The sequence below is a fragment of the Bacillus sp. C1 genome (assembly GCF_054570475.1).
This window is the reverse complement of record NZ_JBTMZT010000004.1, coordinates 408,266-425,986: the sequence shown is the minus strand read 5'-3', so window position 1 is coordinate 425,986 and position 17,721 is coordinate 408,266. Positions and strand designations below refer to the sequence as shown.

General features: G+C 40.0%; 19 protein-coding genes. 18 read left to right on the top strand and 1 reads right to left on the bottom strand.

The genetic code is table 11. From position 1 onward, the window contains the following. Nucleotides 1-202 precede the first annotated feature (202 nt). From ACX5JI_RS15850 to spoIID, 15 genes are all read left to right on the top strand, one after another. Nucleotides 203-571 (top strand): NADH-quinone oxidoreductase subunit A, encoded by a 369-nt coding sequence (locus tag ACX5JI_RS15850; RefSeq protein WP_459501986.1) that lies wholly within the window; start codon nucleotides 203-205, stop codon nucleotides 569-571. Continuing rightward, a complete protein-coding gene (nuoB, locus tag ACX5JI_RS15845) occupies nucleotides 562-1,080 on the top strand; it encodes an NADH-quinone oxidoreductase subunit NuoB (protein WP_017153544.1) in 519 nt (172 codons plus the stop codon). The genes ACX5JI_RS15850 and nuoB overlap by 10 nt, the downstream gene beginning before the upstream one ends. Further along, nucleotides 1,077-2,126 (top strand): NADH-quinone oxidoreductase subunit C, encoded by a 1,050-nt coding sequence (locus ACX5JI_RS15840; protein WP_459501985.1) that lies wholly within the window; start codon nucleotides 1,077-1,079, stop codon nucleotides 2,124-2,126. Before nuoB ends, ACX5JI_RS15840 begins: the two co-directional genes overlap by 4 nt. Nucleotides 2,127-2,129: 3 nt before the next feature. Then, on the top strand, nucleotides 2,130-3,230 hold the full coding sequence (gene nuoD, locus ACX5JI_RS15835) for an NADH-quinone oxidoreductase subunit NuoD (RefSeq protein WP_459501984.1): 1,101 nt from the start codon (nucleotides 2,130-2,132) through the stop codon (nucleotides 3,228-3,230). Beyond that, nucleotides 3,230-4,231 (top strand): NADH-quinone oxidoreductase subunit NuoH, encoded by a 1,002-nt coding sequence (gene nuoH, locus ACX5JI_RS15830; protein WP_459502045.1) that lies wholly within the window; start codon nucleotides 3,230-3,232, stop codon nucleotides 4,229-4,231. Before nuoD ends, nuoH begins: the two co-directional genes overlap by 1 nt. A gap of 25 nt (nucleotides 4,232-4,256) precedes the next feature. Next, nucleotides 4,257-4,676 (top strand): NADH-quinone oxidoreductase subunit NuoI, encoded by a 420-nt coding sequence (gene nuoI, locus ACX5JI_RS15825; protein WP_042981023.1) that lies wholly within the window; start codon nucleotides 4,257-4,259, stop codon nucleotides 4,674-4,676. Then, nucleotides 4,673-5,197, top strand: coding sequence for an NADH-quinone oxidoreductase subunit J (locus ACX5JI_RS15820; protein ID WP_459501983.1), 525 nt, complete (start codon nucleotides 4,673-4,675; stop codon nucleotides 5,195-5,197). The genes nuoI and ACX5JI_RS15820 overlap by 4 nt, the downstream gene beginning before the upstream one ends. After that, nucleotides 5,190-5,504: an NADH-quinone oxidoreductase subunit NuoK gene (gene nuoK, locus ACX5JI_RS15815; protein WP_459501982.1), complete on the top strand. Its 315-nt coding sequence runs from the start codon at nucleotides 5,190-5,192 to the stop codon at nucleotides 5,502-5,504. The genes ACX5JI_RS15820 and nuoK overlap by 8 nt, the downstream gene beginning before the upstream one ends. 28 nt (nucleotides 5,505-5,532) lie before the next feature. After that, nucleotides 5,533-7,392, top strand: coding sequence for an NADH-quinone oxidoreductase subunit L (gene nuoL / locus ACX5JI_RS15810; protein ID WP_459501981.1), 1,860 nt, complete (start codon nucleotides 5,533-5,535; stop codon nucleotides 7,390-7,392). Then, nucleotides 7,392-8,894: an NADH-quinone oxidoreductase subunit M gene (locus ACX5JI_RS15805; RefSeq protein ID WP_459501980.1), complete on the top strand. Its 1,503-nt coding sequence runs from the start codon at nucleotides 7,392-7,394 to the stop codon at nucleotides 8,892-8,894. Before nuoL ends, ACX5JI_RS15805 begins: the two co-directional genes overlap by 1 nt. Nucleotides 8,895-8,901: 7 nt before the next feature. Next, nucleotides 8,902-10,416 carry an NADH-quinone oxidoreductase subunit NuoN gene (gene nuoN, locus ACX5JI_RS15800; RefSeq protein WP_459502044.1) on the top strand — a complete coding sequence of 505 codons (1,515 nt, stop codon included), beginning with the start codon at nucleotides 8,902-8,904 and terminating at the stop codon, nucleotides 10,414-10,416. Nucleotides 10,417-10,632: 216 nt separating this feature from the next. Beyond that, nucleotides 10,633-10,869 carry a DUF1146 family protein gene (locus ACX5JI_RS15795; RefSeq protein ID WP_003202077.1) on the top strand — a complete coding sequence of 79 codons (237 nt, stop codon included), beginning with the start codon at nucleotides 10,633-10,635 and terminating at the stop codon, nucleotides 10,867-10,869. A gap of 52 nt (nucleotides 10,870-10,921) precedes the next feature. Continuing rightward, nucleotides 10,922-11,629, top strand: a complete 708-nt coding sequence (locus tag ACX5JI_RS15790) for a YwmB family TATA-box binding protein (protein ID WP_459501979.1) — start codon at nucleotides 10,922-10,924, stop codon at nucleotides 11,627-11,629. Nucleotides 11,630-11,664: 35 nt separating this feature from the next. After that, entirely contained in the window at nucleotides 11,665-12,969 is a 1,305-nt protein-coding gene (gene murA / locus ACX5JI_RS15785) for a UDP-N-acetylglucosamine 1-carboxyvinyltransferase (protein WP_459501978.1), read from the top strand. A gap of 201 nt (nucleotides 12,970-13,170) precedes the next feature. Next, nucleotides 13,171-14,184 carry a stage II sporulation protein D gene (spoIID, locus tag ACX5JI_RS15780; RefSeq protein WP_459501977.1) on the top strand — a complete coding sequence of 338 codons (1,014 nt, stop codon included), beginning with the start codon at nucleotides 13,171-13,173 and terminating at the stop codon, nucleotides 14,182-14,184. 145 nt (nucleotides 14,185-14,329) lie between these two features. Here spoIID and ACX5JI_RS15775 read toward each other — a convergent pair whose 3' ends face one another. Further along, entirely contained in the window at nucleotides 14,330-14,518 is a 189-nt protein-coding gene (locus ACX5JI_RS15775; protein WP_459501976.1) for a hypothetical protein, read from the bottom strand. A gap of 344 nt (nucleotides 14,519-14,862) precedes the next feature. Here ACX5JI_RS15775 and ACX5JI_RS15770 point away from each other — a divergent pair, with 344 nt between their 5' ends. From ACX5JI_RS15770 to ACX5JI_RS15760, 3 genes are all read left to right on the top strand, one after another. Continuing rightward, nucleotides 14,863-15,870, top strand: a complete 1,008-nt coding sequence (locus tag ACX5JI_RS15770; protein WP_459501975.1) for a LytTR family transcriptional regulator DNA-binding domain-containing protein — start codon at nucleotides 14,863-14,865, stop codon at nucleotides 15,868-15,870. A gap of 190 nt (nucleotides 15,871-16,060) precedes the next feature. Next, nucleotides 16,061-16,903: an ABC transporter ATP-binding protein gene (locus ACX5JI_RS15765; RefSeq protein ID WP_459501974.1), complete on the top strand. Its 843-nt coding sequence runs from the start codon at nucleotides 16,061-16,063 to the stop codon at nucleotides 16,901-16,903. Then, nucleotides 16,903-17,607: an ABC transporter permease gene (locus ACX5JI_RS15760; protein WP_459501973.1), complete on the top strand. Its 705-nt coding sequence runs from the start codon at nucleotides 16,903-16,905 to the stop codon at nucleotides 17,605-17,607. The genes ACX5JI_RS15765 and ACX5JI_RS15760 overlap by 1 nt, the downstream gene beginning before the upstream one ends. Nucleotides 17,608-17,721: the final 114 nt, after the last annotated feature.

The window sequence follows — 17,721 nt, the reverse complement described above, 5'->3', positions numbered from 1 at the left end:
TGTACACCAAGTAACATAAGGGAAAATCTTTCTCTAGTTACTTGGTTTTTCTTTTTCCCAATATATCGACATTGGAATTTGAAGTTTGTTATAATGAAAATAGTCTCATTATTTAGAAAAATTTAAAAATAATAAATTATGTAGATGGGACATATTGTTTACTAAGTGAATTTGTTCTTCATTTAAAGGGAGGGGTTCAGGGGTGGCGAATGTATATGAAAATAGTTATATGATTGTTGGGATCTTTTTACTATTAGGTATATTGCTACCGGTAGTGGCTCTTACATTAGGAAAAATGCTGCGCCCATATAAACCAAGCGCAGCAAAGGAAATGACGTACGAAAGTGGTATGGAACCTTATCATGATGCAAATGTTCGTTTTCATGCTCGTTATTATATGTTTGCGTTATTGTTTGTTATTTTTGATGTGGAAACTGTATTTTTATATCCGTGGGCTGTTGCATATGACAAGCTTGGTTTGTTTGCGCTTGTTGAAATGTTGATCTTTGTCATTATGTTACTTTTTGGATTGGCATATGCTTGGAAAAAGAAGGTGTTACAATGGCTATAAATTTCGAAGAATTACATCCACAGGAACGTGCGGAATTAGAGCGAAATATTTTCTTTACAACGTTAGAACAAGTAAAAGGGTGGGCAAGGAGCAATTCTTTATGGCCGATGACATTTGGACTTGCATGCTGTGCGATTGAAATGATGGGAGTTGGTTCATCACATTATGATTTAGACCGATTTGGATCATTTTTTCGAACATCACCGAGGCAATCAGATGTCATGATTGTTTCAGGAACAGTAACGAAGAAAATGGCACCAATTGTGCGTCGTTTATATGATCAAATGCCAGAACCGAAATGGGTTATTGCGATGGGGTCCTGTGCAACAGCTGGTGGTCCATATGTGAACTCATATGCTGTTGTGAAAGGAGTGGACCAAATTGTACCTGTAGATGTGTACATTCCAGGATGTCCTCCGAACCCAGCTGCTTTAATTTATGGGATTAATAAATTAAAAGAAAAGATTCGTTACGAAGCGAAGACTGGAAAGCAGGTGACGAATAGATGAGCGATCAGAATAAAGAGATAGAGGCTATGAAAAGAGAAGCGGCAAGACATGCGAAAGAAGAAGCGCGGAAACGGCTTGCTGCTAAGAAAGAGGAATTGTCTAATGAGACACAAGAAAAAGAGAAAGCGCTATCAAAAGAGGGTGAGATAAGTATAGAAGAGGCAAAACGCCGTGCTGCAGAGGAAGCCAAAGCGGCCGCGCTAGCGAAGCAGAAGGCAAAAGAAAGTGAATCCTCTACAGAAGAAGACAAGGCAAAAGCAAAGGCGAAAGCAGCAGCCGCAGCAAAGGCGAAAGCGGCCGCATTAGCGAAGCAGAAAGCGAAAGAAAACGAATCCTCATTAGAAGAAGACAAGGCAAAAGCAAAGGCGAAAGCAGCAGCCGCAGCAAAAGCCAAAGCGGCCGCATTAGCGAAGCAGAACAGGGCAGAAGGCAGTGAGGTATCGGAAGAGGAAAAAGAAAGGGACAAAGCGAAGGCAATCGCAGTAGCGAAAGCAAAGGCCGCGGCAGCCGCCAAGGCAAAAGGTGCTGCAGGTAAGACAGAAGAAGAGCCGAAGCAGGAGGAAGTATCACCGAAGCAGTCGTATTTGGATGCTTATGTAGAGGCTATTAAGGAGAAAGTAGGTGAACATTCATTAGAGGATTACTATATTAATAAACTCTCTAAGGATGTGCCAACGATTGTTTTGAAGCAGGAGTGTTACTACGAAGTAATGGAACTATTGCGAAGTCATGAAGGACTTGCTTTCGATTATATGTCGGAGCTGCATGCGACGGATTTCGTTACCCATATGGAAGTATACGTTCACTTATTTTCATATGGCAAGAGACAATCTATAGCAGTGAAAGTGAAGGTAGATAGGGAATCGCCGCGGGTCAGGTCGGTTACGCCTTTATGGCAGGGAGCGGATTGGCCAGAGCGAGAAGCGTATGATTTGCTTGGTGTCGTTTTTGAAGGGCATCCGAATTTAACGCGTATTTTAATGCCGGATGATTGGGATGGTCATCCGCTTCGAAAAGATTATGAGCCGCTCGATGTGGAGGTGTAGCATATGATCCGTACAGAGGAAATGCTTTTAAATGTAGGACCACAGCATCCGAGTACGCATGGTGTATTTAGGCTTGTTATTAAAATTGATGGGGAAATTATTAAGGAGGCGACACCTGTCATTGGTTACTTACACCGCGGGACAGAGAAAATTGCAGAGAGTTTGCAGTATACGCAAATTATCCCTTATACAGACCGGATGGATTATTTATCAGCGATGACGAATAACTACGTGATCTGTCACGCTGTTGAGACAATGATGGGGCTTGCGATTCCAGAGCGGGCTGAATATTTGCGCGTACTTGCGATGGAGCTTGGCCGCGTTGCGAGTCATCTCGTTTGGTGGGGCACGAATCTTCTTGATATTGGAGCGGTTAGTCCATTTTTATATGCATTTCGGGAGCGAGAGATGATTATTAATCTTTTAAATGAGCTTTGCGGTGCGCGGCTAACGTTCAATTATATGAGGGTAGGCGGTGTGAAGTGGGATGCTCCGGACGGATGGATCCACAAGGTTCGTGAATTTGTTCCGTATATGAGAGAGCAGTTGAAAGGATATCATGATCTTGTGAGCGGAAATGAAATTTTCTTACATCGTGTGAAGGGGGTTGGGGTATACAGTGCGGAAGAGGCGCTTTCTTATTCGCTTAGCGGGGCGAATTTACGCTGCACCGGTGTGAAGTGGGATCTTCGTAAGGATGAACCGTATTCTATTTATGACCGCTTTTCTTTTGATGTTCCGGTCGGAAGTACGGGGGATGCTTGGGATCGTTACGTGTGCCGAATGGAGGAAATTGAGGAATCCCTTAAAATTATCGAGCAGGCAGCCCAGCAGTTCCCACCAGAAGGACCAATATTGGCGAAAGTGCCGAAAATTATTAAGGTTCCAAAGGGAGAGGCGTTTGTTCGCATCGAATCGCCGCGCGGAGAGATTGGCTGTTACATTGCGAGTGAGGGGAAGAAAGAGCCGTATCGTTTGAAGTTCCGCAGACCGTCTTTTTATAATCTCCAAATCTTACCGAAATTGCTTAAGGGGGAAAATATCGCGAACTTAATTACTATTTTAGGCGGCGTTGATATTGTACTTGGGGAGGTTGATGGATGATGATAGAACGCCTCTTAGAGTCATCTGCGGGTTGGACGAATTTTTTCATTTTTTTCGGATTAGCGGTGCTTTTATTGTTTGCCGTCCTTGGATTTGTTACATACGGGATTTTAGCAGAGCGAAAAGTGATGGGATTTATGCAAGGACGGATTGGGCCGAACCAGGTCGGCGGTAGATTTGGTTTATTACAAACAGTTGCTGACGTTTTAAAACTTCTATTGAAAGAAGATAGCATTCCGAAAGCCGCAGATAAGCCGCTGTTTATATTGGCACCTGTTATCGCATTTGCCCCAGCTTTTATGGTGCTGGCGGTCATTCCATTTACGGATAAATTTCAGTTTGCAGATATTGGAGTTGGTCTTCTCTATTACATCGCTGTATCCGGGATTACAACGATTGGTGTTGTAACGGGAGGATGGGCATCAAACAATAAATATTCCCTTTTAGGCGGAATGCGTGCGGCAGCGCAAATGATTTCCTATGAAATTCCGCTTGTGATGAGCGTGATTGGCGTTGTTTTATTAGCTGGCAGTCTCAATTTAAATGAAATCGTAGCGGCACAGGAGAAGATTTGGTACATTTTTGCGCAGCCGATCGGTTTTGTAATCTTCTTAATTGCCGCGGTTGCAGAATTGAATCGGACACCGTTTGACTTACCAGAAGCGGAGTCGGAACTTGTTTCTGGATATCATACAGAATACTCTGGGTTTCGCTGGGCGTTCTTCATGCTCGCCGAGTACGTGTACTTCTTTGGAATGGCTTCGCTTACTACGGTGCTCTTCCTAGGAGGATGGAATCCGGTTATGTTTCTTAGTTTTATTCCTGGCGCTGTATGGTTTGCCTTGAAGTTTAGCGCGGTAATCTTTCTCTTAATTTGGTTCCGTGTTACATTCCCGCGTCTTAGGGGCGACCAGTTGATGGAGTTTGGCTGGAAAGTATTGTTGCCAATTGCGCTTGCAAACATTTTCTTAACGGCATTGATTAAGGAGTTATTCTTCTAATCTACGAGAGGGGTGCCAGTAGAATATGAAAGGACTATTTAAAGGCTTAAAATATACGCTTAGTAATTTAAGTAAGAAAAAAGTAACGTACGATTATCCAAACCAACCACTACCACTACCAGATCGCTTCCGAGGAATTCAAAAATTCTATCCAGAAAAATGTATCGTATGTAACCAATGTTCGAACATTTGCCCCACTGACTGTATTCAACTAACAGGAAAGAAACATCCAGATCCTACGAAAAAAGGAAAAATTATTGATACGTATGATATTAATTTTGAAATTTGCATTCTTTGTGATTTATGTACAGAGGTTTGTCCGACAGAGGCAATTGTTATGACAAACAATTTCGAGTTAGCAGAGTATACGCGGGATGATTTGTTTAAAAATTTGCAGTGGCTTGATGAAAATGATGAGAACGTCAGAAAGGAGAATAAAGCATGACTGGCGAGTTGATAGCGTTTTTTCTACTATCCTTAACGGCGATTATTGGCGGTATTCTTATGCTGAACTTAACGAAAGTAATGCATATGATGCTCGCCCTTGTGTTTACATTTCTTAGCATCGCGGGATTGTATTTTCTATTATCGGCAGAGTTTGTCGGGGTCGCGCAAATTTTAATTTATTCTGGGGCAATTACGATTATTATGATTTTCGGTATTATGCTAACGAAACATGACGCTGAAAATGATTCTAAGTTTAGTTTTCGTAAGCTACTCGTCTTCTTTGCAGTCGTCGTGTTTGGTGGGGTGATGTACTTTGCTGTTAATAATATAGATTTCGCAAATCGAAGTATAGAAGGAAGCGTACCACTTCATGAACAAAATACACTGCAAATCGGTACGCTTTTGTATTCGAAATATGTTATTCCATTTGAGTTAACGTCGGTTATTCTACTTGTTGCGCTTGTTGGGGCAATTGTACTTGCGAAGAAGGATGAGAAAGAGGGGGATTCAGGTGAGTAGTGTTCCAGCTTCTGCCTACTTAGCTCTTGCGATTATTCTGTTTTGCATCGGTTTATTCGGGGCTTTAACAAAGCGGAATACGGTCATTGTCTTAGTTTGTATGGAACTCATGTTAAATGCAGCGAACTTAAACTTAGTTGCTTTTAGTAAATTAGGTTTTTTTCCGAATTTAACAGGACAAATCTTTTCACTGTTTACGATGTCTGTTGCGGCGGCGGAAGCAGCAGTTGGACTTGCGATATTAATTGCGTTATACCGCAAACGTGCAACAGTTAACGTAGATGAAATGGATTCGCTGAAAGGGTAATGGTGACCGAAAAAGGGGGAAGGAAACAATGATCGATTATGCATGGCTCATACCGCTTTTCCCGCTTGCTTCGTTTTTTTTGCTCGTTATATTTGGGAGGAAATTGAGAGAAGGAAGCAGCTTGCTTAGTATCTTTCTCACATTTCTTTCCTTTGTGGGTGCGGCGATTGTATTAATAGAAAGGTTTTCATCAGAAACAGTAAAGCATCAATGGCTATGGCTTAGAATCGGGGATGTAGACATTTCGTTCGGTTTTGAGATTAACGCATTAAACGCTTTAATGCTTTTTATCGTGACACTCGTTAGTTTCCTCGTGCATGTGTACTCGAAAGGATATATGCAAGGTGATGAGAGGTTACCTATCTTTTATGCATATTTAGGGCTCTTTACATTTGCAATGCTTGGGCTTGTCATTTCAACAAATTTACTACAGCTCTATATATTTTGGGAGTTAGTAGGGCTTGGCTCGTTTTTACTAATTGGGTTTTATTTCTTTAAAGAAGAGGCAAAGGCCGCTGCGAAAAAAGCATTTATTATGACGCGTATTGGAGATGTCGGTTTATTTATCGGGATAAATTTACTCTTCTGGCAGGCGGGGAGCTTTGAATATGAAGTTATTTTTCAAGCTATGAAGATGGGAGATATATCACCTACTATGATCACGCTCACGGCAATTTTAATCTTTATTGGTGCTATGGGGAAATCAGGTCAGTTTCCGCTTCATACGTGGCTTCCAGATGCGATGGAAGGACCAACACCTGTATCAGCACTCATTCACGCAGCTACAATGGTCGCGGCAGGGGTGTACTTAGTGGCAACGATGTTTCCGCTATTTTCTGCCAGTGCTGTCGCGATGCAAACTGTCGCAGTTATCGGCGCCTTCACAGCAATATTTGCTGCATCCATCGGCCTCGTACAAACGGATATAAAAAGAGTTCTTGCCTATTCAACAGTGAGCCAGCTTGGCTATATGATGCTTGCACTTGGCTCAGCGGGGTATGTGGCCGGGGTCTTTCATTTAACGACACATGCTTTCTTTAAAGCACTACTTTTCTTGGCAGCAGGGAGCGTCATTCATGCGGTGCATAGGCAAAACATTAATGAAATGGGCGGATTGCAGAAGAAAATGAGAGTGACGGGAGCGCTCTTCTTAATCGGTACGCTAGCAATTAGCGGTGTTCCGCTACTTTCAGGATTTTTTAGTAAGGATGAGATTTTAGCGGCGACTTGGGTGCACGGTAATTATGTGTTGTTTGTTCTCGCTGTTTTGGCAGCATTCTTAACGGCGTTCTACATGTTTCGGTTATACTTTCTCGTCTTTACAGGAGAGGCGAAGAAAGAAGAGGATGTGCATGAATCGCCGCGCGTTATGACATTTCCGATGATTGTCCTTGGTATTTTCGCAGCTTTGGTAGGTTACACCAATACGCCGTGGTTTGGAACATTTCTTGGGGACTGGCTTACAAAGGATGCCTTATTTCAAGTAGAGAAAAGTCATGGTCCGGTGTGGATCATGATCGTTGCAACGCTCGTTTCATTCGCTGGTATTCTATTGGCGTACTTGATTTATGGAAAGCGATCGATTCCGAGAGATTGGGCTGGAGGGGAAAAGGCAGCGCTGCACAGTCTTCTTGCGAAAAAGTATTATGTAGATGAAATATATAGTGCGGTAGTGTTCACGCTCGTAAAAGGAATCGCTTATGTGCTTCGTTTCTTTGAAGTATACATTGTGGAAGGAATCGCTCAGTTTATTGGCATCCTGATAAGAGGAGCGAGCAATGCGGGTTCTAAGCTTCAAAATGGAAACGTACAAGTATATGGAACAGCGGTGCTCGTTTCGTTGGCGGCATTAGTTGTCATTTTGCTATATACAGGGGGGTATTGGTAATGAATGGATTATTATTATCGTTCTTCATTTTCTCCCCGTTTTTAGGGATTTTCTTACTTATGTTCATACGGAAAACAGAAGTGCGTGCAGTACGAGGAATCGGTTTATTCGGAACCATCCTTCCGCTTGGCATCGCAATTGTTTTAGCGAGTACGTACGCTTCCGGAAAGAGTTTAACGATTTTTGCTGAGAAGGTAAAGTGGATTCAATTTGGCAGTTTTCCAGACGTAGAGGAAAAGTTGTTTTCTATTTACTATGAGGTTGGCATTGATGGTTTTTCGCTTCTGATGATGATACTCACAGCACTGTTAGCAACACTGGCGGCGATTACTGCCTTTTCCATTCAAAAGAATATAAAAGGTTTTTACATGCTGCTATTAACACTTGAAATTGGGATGCTTGGCGTCTTTGCAGCAGAAAACTTACTTCTCTTCTTTGTCTTCTTCGAACTTACATTACCACCGATGTTTTTGCTCATTGGAAAGTGGGGGAAATGGAACAGTGAAAAGGCCTCCTACAGTTATTTGATTTATAACGGAATTGGGTCAGCGATTCTACTCATTGTTTTCACGATCCTCTTTGCAAAAACGGGTACAACAAATATTACAGCGTTAAGAGATATTTTGAATGGGACGCAAATCTCGCTCCTAGGCGATATTTCAGGTGCATTACAGCTCAGTTTATTCATCGCTCTTATGATGGCCTTTGCGATTAAGCTACCGGTATTTCCTTTACATCGCTGGATGGTGAATGTGCATGTAGAGGCCCATCCTGCAGTGGTGATGCTTCATGCGGGTGTTTTACTCAAGATCGGGGCATACGGCATCATTCGCTTTGGGAAAGGGCTATTCCCGGAGCAGTTTCAAGATTTTGCGACGCTTATAGCGATATTAGGAGTAATCAACTTGCTGTACGGTGCGTTTCTGGCCATCATTCAAACAGATTTCCGAAAGATGCTCGCTTACTCTAGTATTTCGCATATGGGAATCGTGTTAATGGGACTTGGGGCATTGAACGCATTCGGTATGAAGGGAGCGCTATTTCAAGTTATATCTCACGGATTTATTGCAGCGTTACTATTTTGTTTGCTCGGCATAATTGAGCAGCGCTTTGGCACTTCTGATATTACGAAGCTTGGGGGCCTCGCAAAACAAGTGCCGGTGCTAAGTGGCTTTTTATTAGCTGGGAGTATGGCTTCGCTTGGTCTCCCGGGCATGTCAGGGTTTGTTGGCGAGTTTCTTGCTTTCCTCGGATTATTTCAAGGGAATCCGGTACTTGCGGCGTTCGGTACGCTCGGCATTATTTTAACAGCGGTATATGTTTTAAGGGCTACCCTTCAAGTGACATTTGGGAAGAAGGAATGGGAAGCGCGGCCGGATGTCTCTGGCTGGGAATACGTTCCGGCCTTGCTATTACTTACTTGTATTGTCGTAATTGGTATTATGCCAGAGCTGCTAGGGACGCCGCTCGAATACACAGTGAAAATATTGGGGGTGAGATAGGATGGATATGAATACATTGCTTAGCTTATCTTGGCATCTTATGGTGCCGGAATTCATCATTCTTTTGGCGGCCATCCTGCTCTCGCTTCTTGATTTATTTTTAAAGTTTGATCGTAAGTATTTAGGGATTGGAGCAATTGTAGCAGTGGTGCTAGCACTGGTAGCGTTACTGACATTGTATAGTGAACCGGCTGGAGATATTTTAAGTGGTTCATTTGTACTAGATGGATTCTCAAAAGGTTTTAAAACGTTGCTACTAATTGGGGCGATCCTCATCTTATGCGTGGCGATGAGTGATGATAAAAAAGAGCCGATTCAAGATAAAGGAGAATACTATTACTTATTTTTAATGGCCGTTCTTGGGGCAATGTTCATGGCGTCTAGCGTTGATTTTATTACGCTCTTTATTGGCTTAGAATTGTTGTCATTGTCTTCGTATATTTTAGTAGGGATTCGAAAGAAAAATCGTGCTTCGAATGAAGCTGCGATGAAATATGTTATTAATGGTGGAATTGGCACCGCTATTACACTCTTTGGAATGAGCTATTTATATGGTATTACGGGATCGACCAATATGATTGGTATGCAGGAAATTCTCATGCAAGGAGTAGATGGGAGTATTCAGCTCTTGTTATCACTTGCCTTTTTACTTCTGTTTGTTGGGTTATCCTTTAAAATTGCGACAGTGCCGTTTCATATGTGGGCACCGGACGTGTACGAAGGCGCGGCGGTTCCTGTTACAGCTTTCTTAGGGACGATTTCTAAAATCGCCGGCTTTATGATGATGATTAGATTGTTCCTTATGGTATTTGGCGGCGTACCGGTTCAGGGAAGTGAGCAATCTGTATTTGGCAATATGAGCGTATATATTGCTGTTCTGGCGATCATTACGATGGTTATTGGTAATGTTATAGCATTAAAGCAACATAATGTGAAGCGTTTGTTTGCCTACTCGGGCATAGCGCACGCTGGATACTTACTTGTTCCGCTCGTAGCGTTATCGCCTTTTACACTAGATAGTATGTGGTTTTATATGCTGGCATATGTGTTAATGAATATAGGAGCTTTTGCAGTCATCCACGGATTAATCTTACAAAGCGGGAAGGAAAATATAACAATTTTTTCCGGTTTATCGAAACGTTCTCCATTCGCCGCCGCAGCGATGACGATTTTTATTCTGTCTTTGGCAGGAATTCCAGGAACAGCCGGCTTTATCGGAAAGGTTCATATTTTCTTAAGTGCCTTTACAGCTAGTCCAGCTCATTACGTGCTAGCATCTGTCATGATGGGCACAACGGTTATATCATTTGTATATTATTTCCGTATTTTGCAGCATATGTTTTTTCGGGAGAGTGCTGAAGAGGAACGGGTGAATTTACCAATCAACTTAAAAGTCGTCATTAGCGTTTGTGTAATTGCAACCTTGTTACTCGGAATTCTACCGGCAATTGGCTACAATTTCTTTTATGAATATTTTCCATTAATGAAAGATTTCTTCTTTAAAGGGAACGTGGTACAATAGTGAAAACAAAAAGTGTAGAGTCACCGCTCTACGCTTTTTATTGTGGCGTAAGGAGCATCACTTTCTCTTTGGAAATGTGATGTGCTAAAGTGGGTAGTCCTTTTTATAGAGGGAACTTTATATTGCCTATTTGGCGGGAAAAAGTGTGGTTTCCATTTGGATGGGATCGTTTTGCATCCTAGGTGATGGTAAGCCAAACAAAAGGAGTCGATTTTTTTGGCGCAACTTTTAGGGCAACAAGCACTAATTGCGATTGTTTCGCATTTATTGTTTATTACCATTACGTGGTGGGCCTTACAAGGTATCCATATCGAACGCTTGATGAAATCTGGAAAGGTATTGCAGACGAGGATATTGCTCATTTTGGTGACGATTGCAATCGGGACATCTGTCAGCAACTTTTTCCTTGATTATTTAGGGTATTCGAAGAGTTTAACGTATTTAGTAAAGTAAGTGTATAGAACCTCATATCTCCGTTAACAATGGGGGTAGGAGGGGATGAAACGTGAAACATTTGAAAACAATTCTTATCGTTGTCATAAGTGTTGTCGTATTCTTGGTCGGGTATAAACAGATAAAGCCCGTAAGTGACGAAGAGAAGATGGAGAGTATAATCGCAGCTCTTAAAAAAAATGGAGCAGAAGTAAAGCAGTGGTCATGGTTAGCACGAGAAACTACAACCACTTCCGATATACATACGTTTCAAAAATTGTTAAATGAAGTGAAAGAAAAAGCGGATATTCAAAAATGGGAAGTGGAATCGTCCCATAACGGATATAAAGCAACAGCACAAAAAAAGTTTTCTTCTTATGAAGAACGAATAGTAGTAACTTGGAGTAAGGAGAATACTAAAGAAAACACTTTCATTATCTTTGAAGTGAGCGGGTCAAAGTGGGACCCTGAATATATTCAAACAATGGATAAAATTTTTAGTACAAAACCTGAAATTTACACTTGTGTTCAAGGTGTACTGAGTGATAAGATTGAAGGTGTTTTGCAAAATAAAACCAATCAGGTTTTGAAAGATCTTTCAGCAAGAGCGATCGAAAAGATAGAAGAAAGAGCATTTGTGTCAGTTTCCGCATATAATAAAAAGTGGAATGACGCTCTTTCAACAAATAGAGAGAAAATCAATGTGCAAATAGCAATACGTTCTACAGACAACAAAGATACAATTGTGGTTGGCACACCGATCATAACTTCTGAGTATTGAATAGATATTGAAAAAAGGACACGGAGGGGAATAAATTGGAAAAAATCATCGTCCGTGGCGGAAAGCGGTTGAACGGCACAGTGCGTGTTGAGGGCGCGAAAAATGCTGTATTACCTATAATCGCTGCAGCCCTATTAGCGAGTGATGGAAAGAATGTACTATCTGAAGTACCAGTTTTGTCTGATGTATACACAATTAATGAGGTATTACGTCATTTAAACGCTGAAGTCGTATTTGAAAACAATCAAGTAACAATTGATGCTTCAAAAGAATTAAATATTGAGGCACCATTTGAATATGTACGTAAAATGCGTGCGTCGGTTCAAGTAATGGGACCATTATTAGCGCGTAATGGCCGTGCTCGTATTGCACTTCCTGGTGGATGTGCAATTGGTTCACGTCCAATTGACCAACATTTAAAAGGCTTCGAAGCAATGGGAGCAAAAGTAAAAGTTGGTAACGGATTTGTTGAAGCTTATGTAGACGGACAATTACAAGGGGCGAAAATTTACTTAGACTTCCCAAGTGTAGGCGCAACAGAAAACATTATGTCTGCTGCTACATTAGCAAAAGGGACAACAATCCTTGAAAACGCAGCGAAAGAACCAGAAATCGTTGACTTAGCTAACTTCTTAAATGCAATGGGAGCGAAAGTACGCGGAGCTGGAACTGGAACGATTCGTATTGAAGGCGTTGATAAATTATATGGCGGACACCATTCTATTATTCCTGACCGCATTGAAGCAGGAACATTTATGGTTGCAGCAGCAATTACTGGTGGAGACATCTTAATTGAAAATGCTGTACCAGAACATTTACGCTCTATTACAGCGAAAATGGAAGAAATGGGTGTTAAAATTGTTGAGGAAAACGAAGGTGTACGTGTTATCGGCCCAAGTAAATTAAAAGCCGTTGACATTAAAACAATGCCTCATCCAGGTTTCCCAACAGACATGCAATCACAAATGATGGCATTGTTATTACATGCTGATGGAACAAGCATGATCACAGAAACGGTATTTGAAAACCGCTTTATGCATGTGGAAGAGTTCCGTCGTATGAACGCTGACATTAAAATTGAAGGCCGTTCTGTTATTATGAATGGACCTAACAAATTACAAGGTGCAGAAGTAGCAGCAACTGACTTACGTGCTGCAGCGGCATTAATTCTAGCTGGTTTAGTATCAGATGGTTACACTCGTGTAACAGAATTAAAGCATCTTGACCGTGGATATGTAAACTTCCATAAAAAACTTGCTGCACTAGGTGCAACAATTGAACGTGTAAATGAAAAAGTAGCAGAAGTAAAAGAACAAGAAGTTTCTGACCTTCACGCTTAATTAAAATCGTCTTTATGTCTTGTGACATAAGGGCGATTTTTTTTCTATTACTGTTATAGTCAGAAAATGCCCAATTTATGCATGTTCCATTAAAATTTTCTGAAAATTCTTTCCTTTGAAGAAGTATCTCCCGGTATGTTCTAAAAACAATTCATACTCCATAAGAATGAAAGGAGTCTAATTTCATAGCGGGGGAAAAAGATGAAAATTTCAAAGCCACTGTTCATTGTAGTAGCGCTCTTAGTAGCGCTCGTCATTATGGTACCAGCCATACTTGTCATTCCATTTCCGAAAGTGACAGGAAGTAAGCCGTCTGAACATCCTCCGGCTGCGCAAAGTGTACCAGCTCCTAAACAAGTAAATACCGCTGTCCAAGTAAATGTGTATCGCGATGCCCAAAAGAAAATAGAAACGATGCCAATGGAAGAGTATGTGACAGGGGTAGTAGCTTCTGAGATGAATGCCAGTTTTGAAATGGAGGCACTAAAAGCGCAAGCATTAGCAGCAAGGACATTTATTGTACAACGTATGCTAAGTGGAAGTAAGAAGAATAATGCGGATGTGACAGATACGGTCAGTGATCAAGTGTACAAAAGTAAAGAAGAATTAAAGAAGACATGGGGAAACAACTATGAGAAAAACTTGAAGAAAATTGAAGAAGCTGTATCTAAAACAGCCGGACAAGTTTTAACGTATGAAGGGAATCCGATTACAGCGTCCTTCTTCTCAACAAGTAACGGCTATACGGAAAATGCTGCAGACTACTGGGGAAGTGATCTCCCGTATTTAAAAAGCGTAAACAGTCCATGGGATCAAGCGTCTCCAAAATTTGCGAGTGAACAAACATTTACTGTAGCCGATTTTCAACAGCGTCTAGGTGTAAAGATACTCGACAACGGAAAAGTCGGTACGATTAAAGAGCGTACAACAGGAAAACGGGTAAAGGATGTAGAGTTTCAAGGGAAAACATTAACAGGAAAAGAAGTGCGTGAAAAGCTAAATTTACGCTCCTCTGACTTTACGTGGAAACAACAAGGGAAGAACATCGTCGTTACAACGAAGGGCTTTGGCCATGGCGTTGGCATGAGTCAGTACGGTGCGAATGGAATGGCGAAAGAAGGAAAAGAATATACAGACATTGTTGCTTATTACTATAAAGGCATCGAAATTAAAACATTAAACGATTATGAAGGAAAGTTAATGGCGAGAAACTAAATAAGAAGTAGTACGGAGTCCATCGTGATAGATGGGCTTTTTTCTTTCATACATTTTACTCACGCAAATGATCTGCATATCAAAAACACTTTGATATGCAGATCATTTGTATGATAAATATTAAAATAATTGCAGAGTAATGAACTTACATGAATGCTTTTAAAAGTTCTTGTGCTAATGGGATTACGCCACCGATAAATTTTAAGACAGCCATTGCGATTTCCATGTGATTACCTCCTGTTAGTTTGAATATTAAAATGTATAAAATCTTTATACTTTTATTATAGTAAGCGTTTTTTGCTTTATCAATGCATTTGTAAATGCAATTTTGCATAATGAATTAGAAAGCGAGTAATACATAATTCATGTGATAAAATACTACTTGTGAATGCATTCTATAAAGCGAAATTGATTATAAAGTTTAAGTTTAGTCTCTTTTGTATGTGTATACTAACAGTCTTGTGAAAATAAATGATTCTGTTTTATAGGATGCGTTTACGTAGAGTAGAGGGAATTTTTCATACATGAAGGCAGAAGGTAGTTCGAGTCGAAGAAGGGGATATTCAAAAGTAGCGATTTAGCTATTTTTGGATATCCCCTTGTTTTTAGAATAAATATCATAATTTTCCATTAATTATTTGCTATAATAAGATAAAAAACTCATTTGGAGGAGAAAGAATGGCGTTGTTTGAGTTGAAACAATTGGAGAAGACGAATCAGTTACATGCAATTGAGCTAGAAATTGAAAAAGGACAATGTGTTGTGCTGCAATGTAACAATCATACGGCGAAGGTGTTGCACCGTATTATAATCGGTCAAGAAGAAGCATCATCTGGAAGTGTTTTGTTTGATGGAGAGCCACTTCAAAAAAAGGCCTACTCACGCATTGGTTTTTGCTTTTTAAAAGATGAAGCGTATGACCGTTTGAAAGTGAAAGAGTACTTTTCTTTTTTATCCAAATTGTATGACTCAAATATTCGAATAGAAGAAGTTGTTCAACACGTTGGATTACTCGATAAAATGAATGTCAAAATTGGAAAACTATCATTTTCTGAAAAACGCCGCCTTCATATTGGTCGGGTCATGATTCATAACCCCGACCTTATTATTTTTGAAGAACCGGAACAAAATGTTGATATAGAGAGCACAATTATGATTCGAAAAGCCATTATGAAGTTGAAAGAACAAGGAAAGGCGATTTTTATTACATCATCCTTTTTATCAGATGCACTTTCCTTAACGGAAGACGTATACATATTCAATCAAGATGGCGTGAAAAAAGTAGAAATTGAACAGGAAGCAGCGGAAGAGGTAGATGCAGAAAAAGTCATTCCAATAATTCCGCAAATGAAACTCGAAAGAATTCCTGCAAAGGTGAATGACAAAATCATTTTGCTTGATCCGATGGAAATTCACTTTATTGAAACGCAAAATGGAACGACGCATATTCATATTCGTGAAGGAGACTTTGTGTGTGCGTTAACATTAAGTGAATTAGAAGAGAGATTAAAAGGGTTTGGATTCTTTAGATGTCATCGTTCTTATCTTGTTAACTTACAGCGTGTACGAGAAGTCATTACTTGGACCCGTAATAGCTTTAGCTTAATTTTAGATGATGAACGAAAAAGTTCCATTCCACTCTCAAAAGGCCGAATGGATGAATTAAAAGGTGTAATTGGACTGTAATGATGCTCCATTAACCTAAAAATAAGGTTCATTCACCGGTGAAAATACTCCTTTTACCGGTATTTTACTGCGTAACCCCTTTGTTTTTCATATGATTGAGTTAACAACAGCGTAACCAAAAAGCGGAAGCGGACAAATGAGCCGCTGAAGTACATTTTAACTATAAAAGAAAAACAAAGGGGATGAAGAAATGGCACTAGCAATTGAAATGAAGGATGTCATGAAATCTTTTGACGGGAAAACAGCACTTCGAAATGTAAATATTGAAGTGAAGCAAGGAGAAATTTTCGGATTTCTTGGACCAAGTGGATCAGGAAAAACAACAACAGTGAAAATTTTAACATCTCAGTTGCTTCATAGTGTCGGGAAAGTGAGAGTACTAGGGAAAGATCTTACAGGCCCAAGCAGCATCGATTACAAGCGAATCGGTATTTTAACAGATAACAGTGGTCTATATGAAAGACTAAGCATTTATGATAACTTACTACTATTTTGTGATTTATACGATTGTAAAAAAGAACGAATCGATGAAGTGCTCTCGCAAGTGAACTTAATAGAAGATAAAAAAATGCTAGTAAAAAAATTGTCAAAAGGGATGAAGCAGCGTGTGACGCTAGCAAGAGCGATCCTGCATAAGCCAGATATTCTTTTCTTAGATGAGCCAACATCAGCGCTCGATCCAGTCAACGTTCAAAACATTCATAACATCTTAAAAGACTTAAATAAAGAAGGAACAACCATTTTCTTAACAACGCACAACATGGACGAAGCAGAAACGCTGTGTAACCGCATCGCCTTCTTATGCGGCGGTGAAATTGTCGCACTTGATACACCAGAAAACTTAAGACTTCAATATGCAAAAGACAAAATTGAAGTCGTGTTAAAAGATAAGAAAAAAGAAACCGTGCAAAAAGATGAATTGGGCGCAAAGCGTATTTCTGAATGGATGAAAAAAGGTGAGCTTTTATCAATTCATTCGCATGAGCCGACTTTAGGGGATATCTTTATTGAAGTAACTGGGAGGGGATTGTAATGACATTTTCTATGAGACGTGTATCAGCGATTTTGCGGAAAGAGATGCAGGATTTGAAAAATAACGCACAAATATTATTGATGGCGATTTTACCACTTGGATTGGCGTTGTTTTATAAGCAAATGGGACAAAAGGAGTTTATGGGGGGCTTTGTAATTGTCATGATATTATGTATGGTTACAACAATCTCACAGGCAACCCTCATTGCGGAAGAGAAGGAGAAACATACATTACGAGTACTTATGCTATCTCCGGCCTCTTCATTTGAAATCATTATTGGAAAAGCAATACCAATCATTGTTTTAACATTTGCTATAAGCTTTCTTAATTTATTTATACTTGATGTTTTAAAAGGGAATATGTTGTTCATGTTTCTGTTAATGTTATTAGGAACATTAGTATTCATCATATTTGGAACAATCATTGCTCTTTTAGCTAAAAATTTAGTGCAAGTTAATGTTATCGCATCACCAATTGCAATGGTTTTGCTCATGACTCCAGTTTTAAGTAATATTATAAAAAATGACATTGTGAAAAACATACTATCGTATTTACCGACTAATCATATTTTAGAAGCGTTCGTAAGTATTTTAGAGGGAAAAGGTTTCTCTGCAATTGCTGCAGATATAATGAATATCTCTATTTGGTTAGTTATTTCAATTATTGTCTGTCTCTTCGTCTATAAAAAGAAACAACTCGACTAAAAAACTGAGCCAAAACGCTCAGTTTTTTCTTTTTTCATCATTTCCTCGGAAATTCTGCAACTTGTATACATATTTTTACAGATTTTGTCGAAAGATAATTAGTTATAGGTTGTA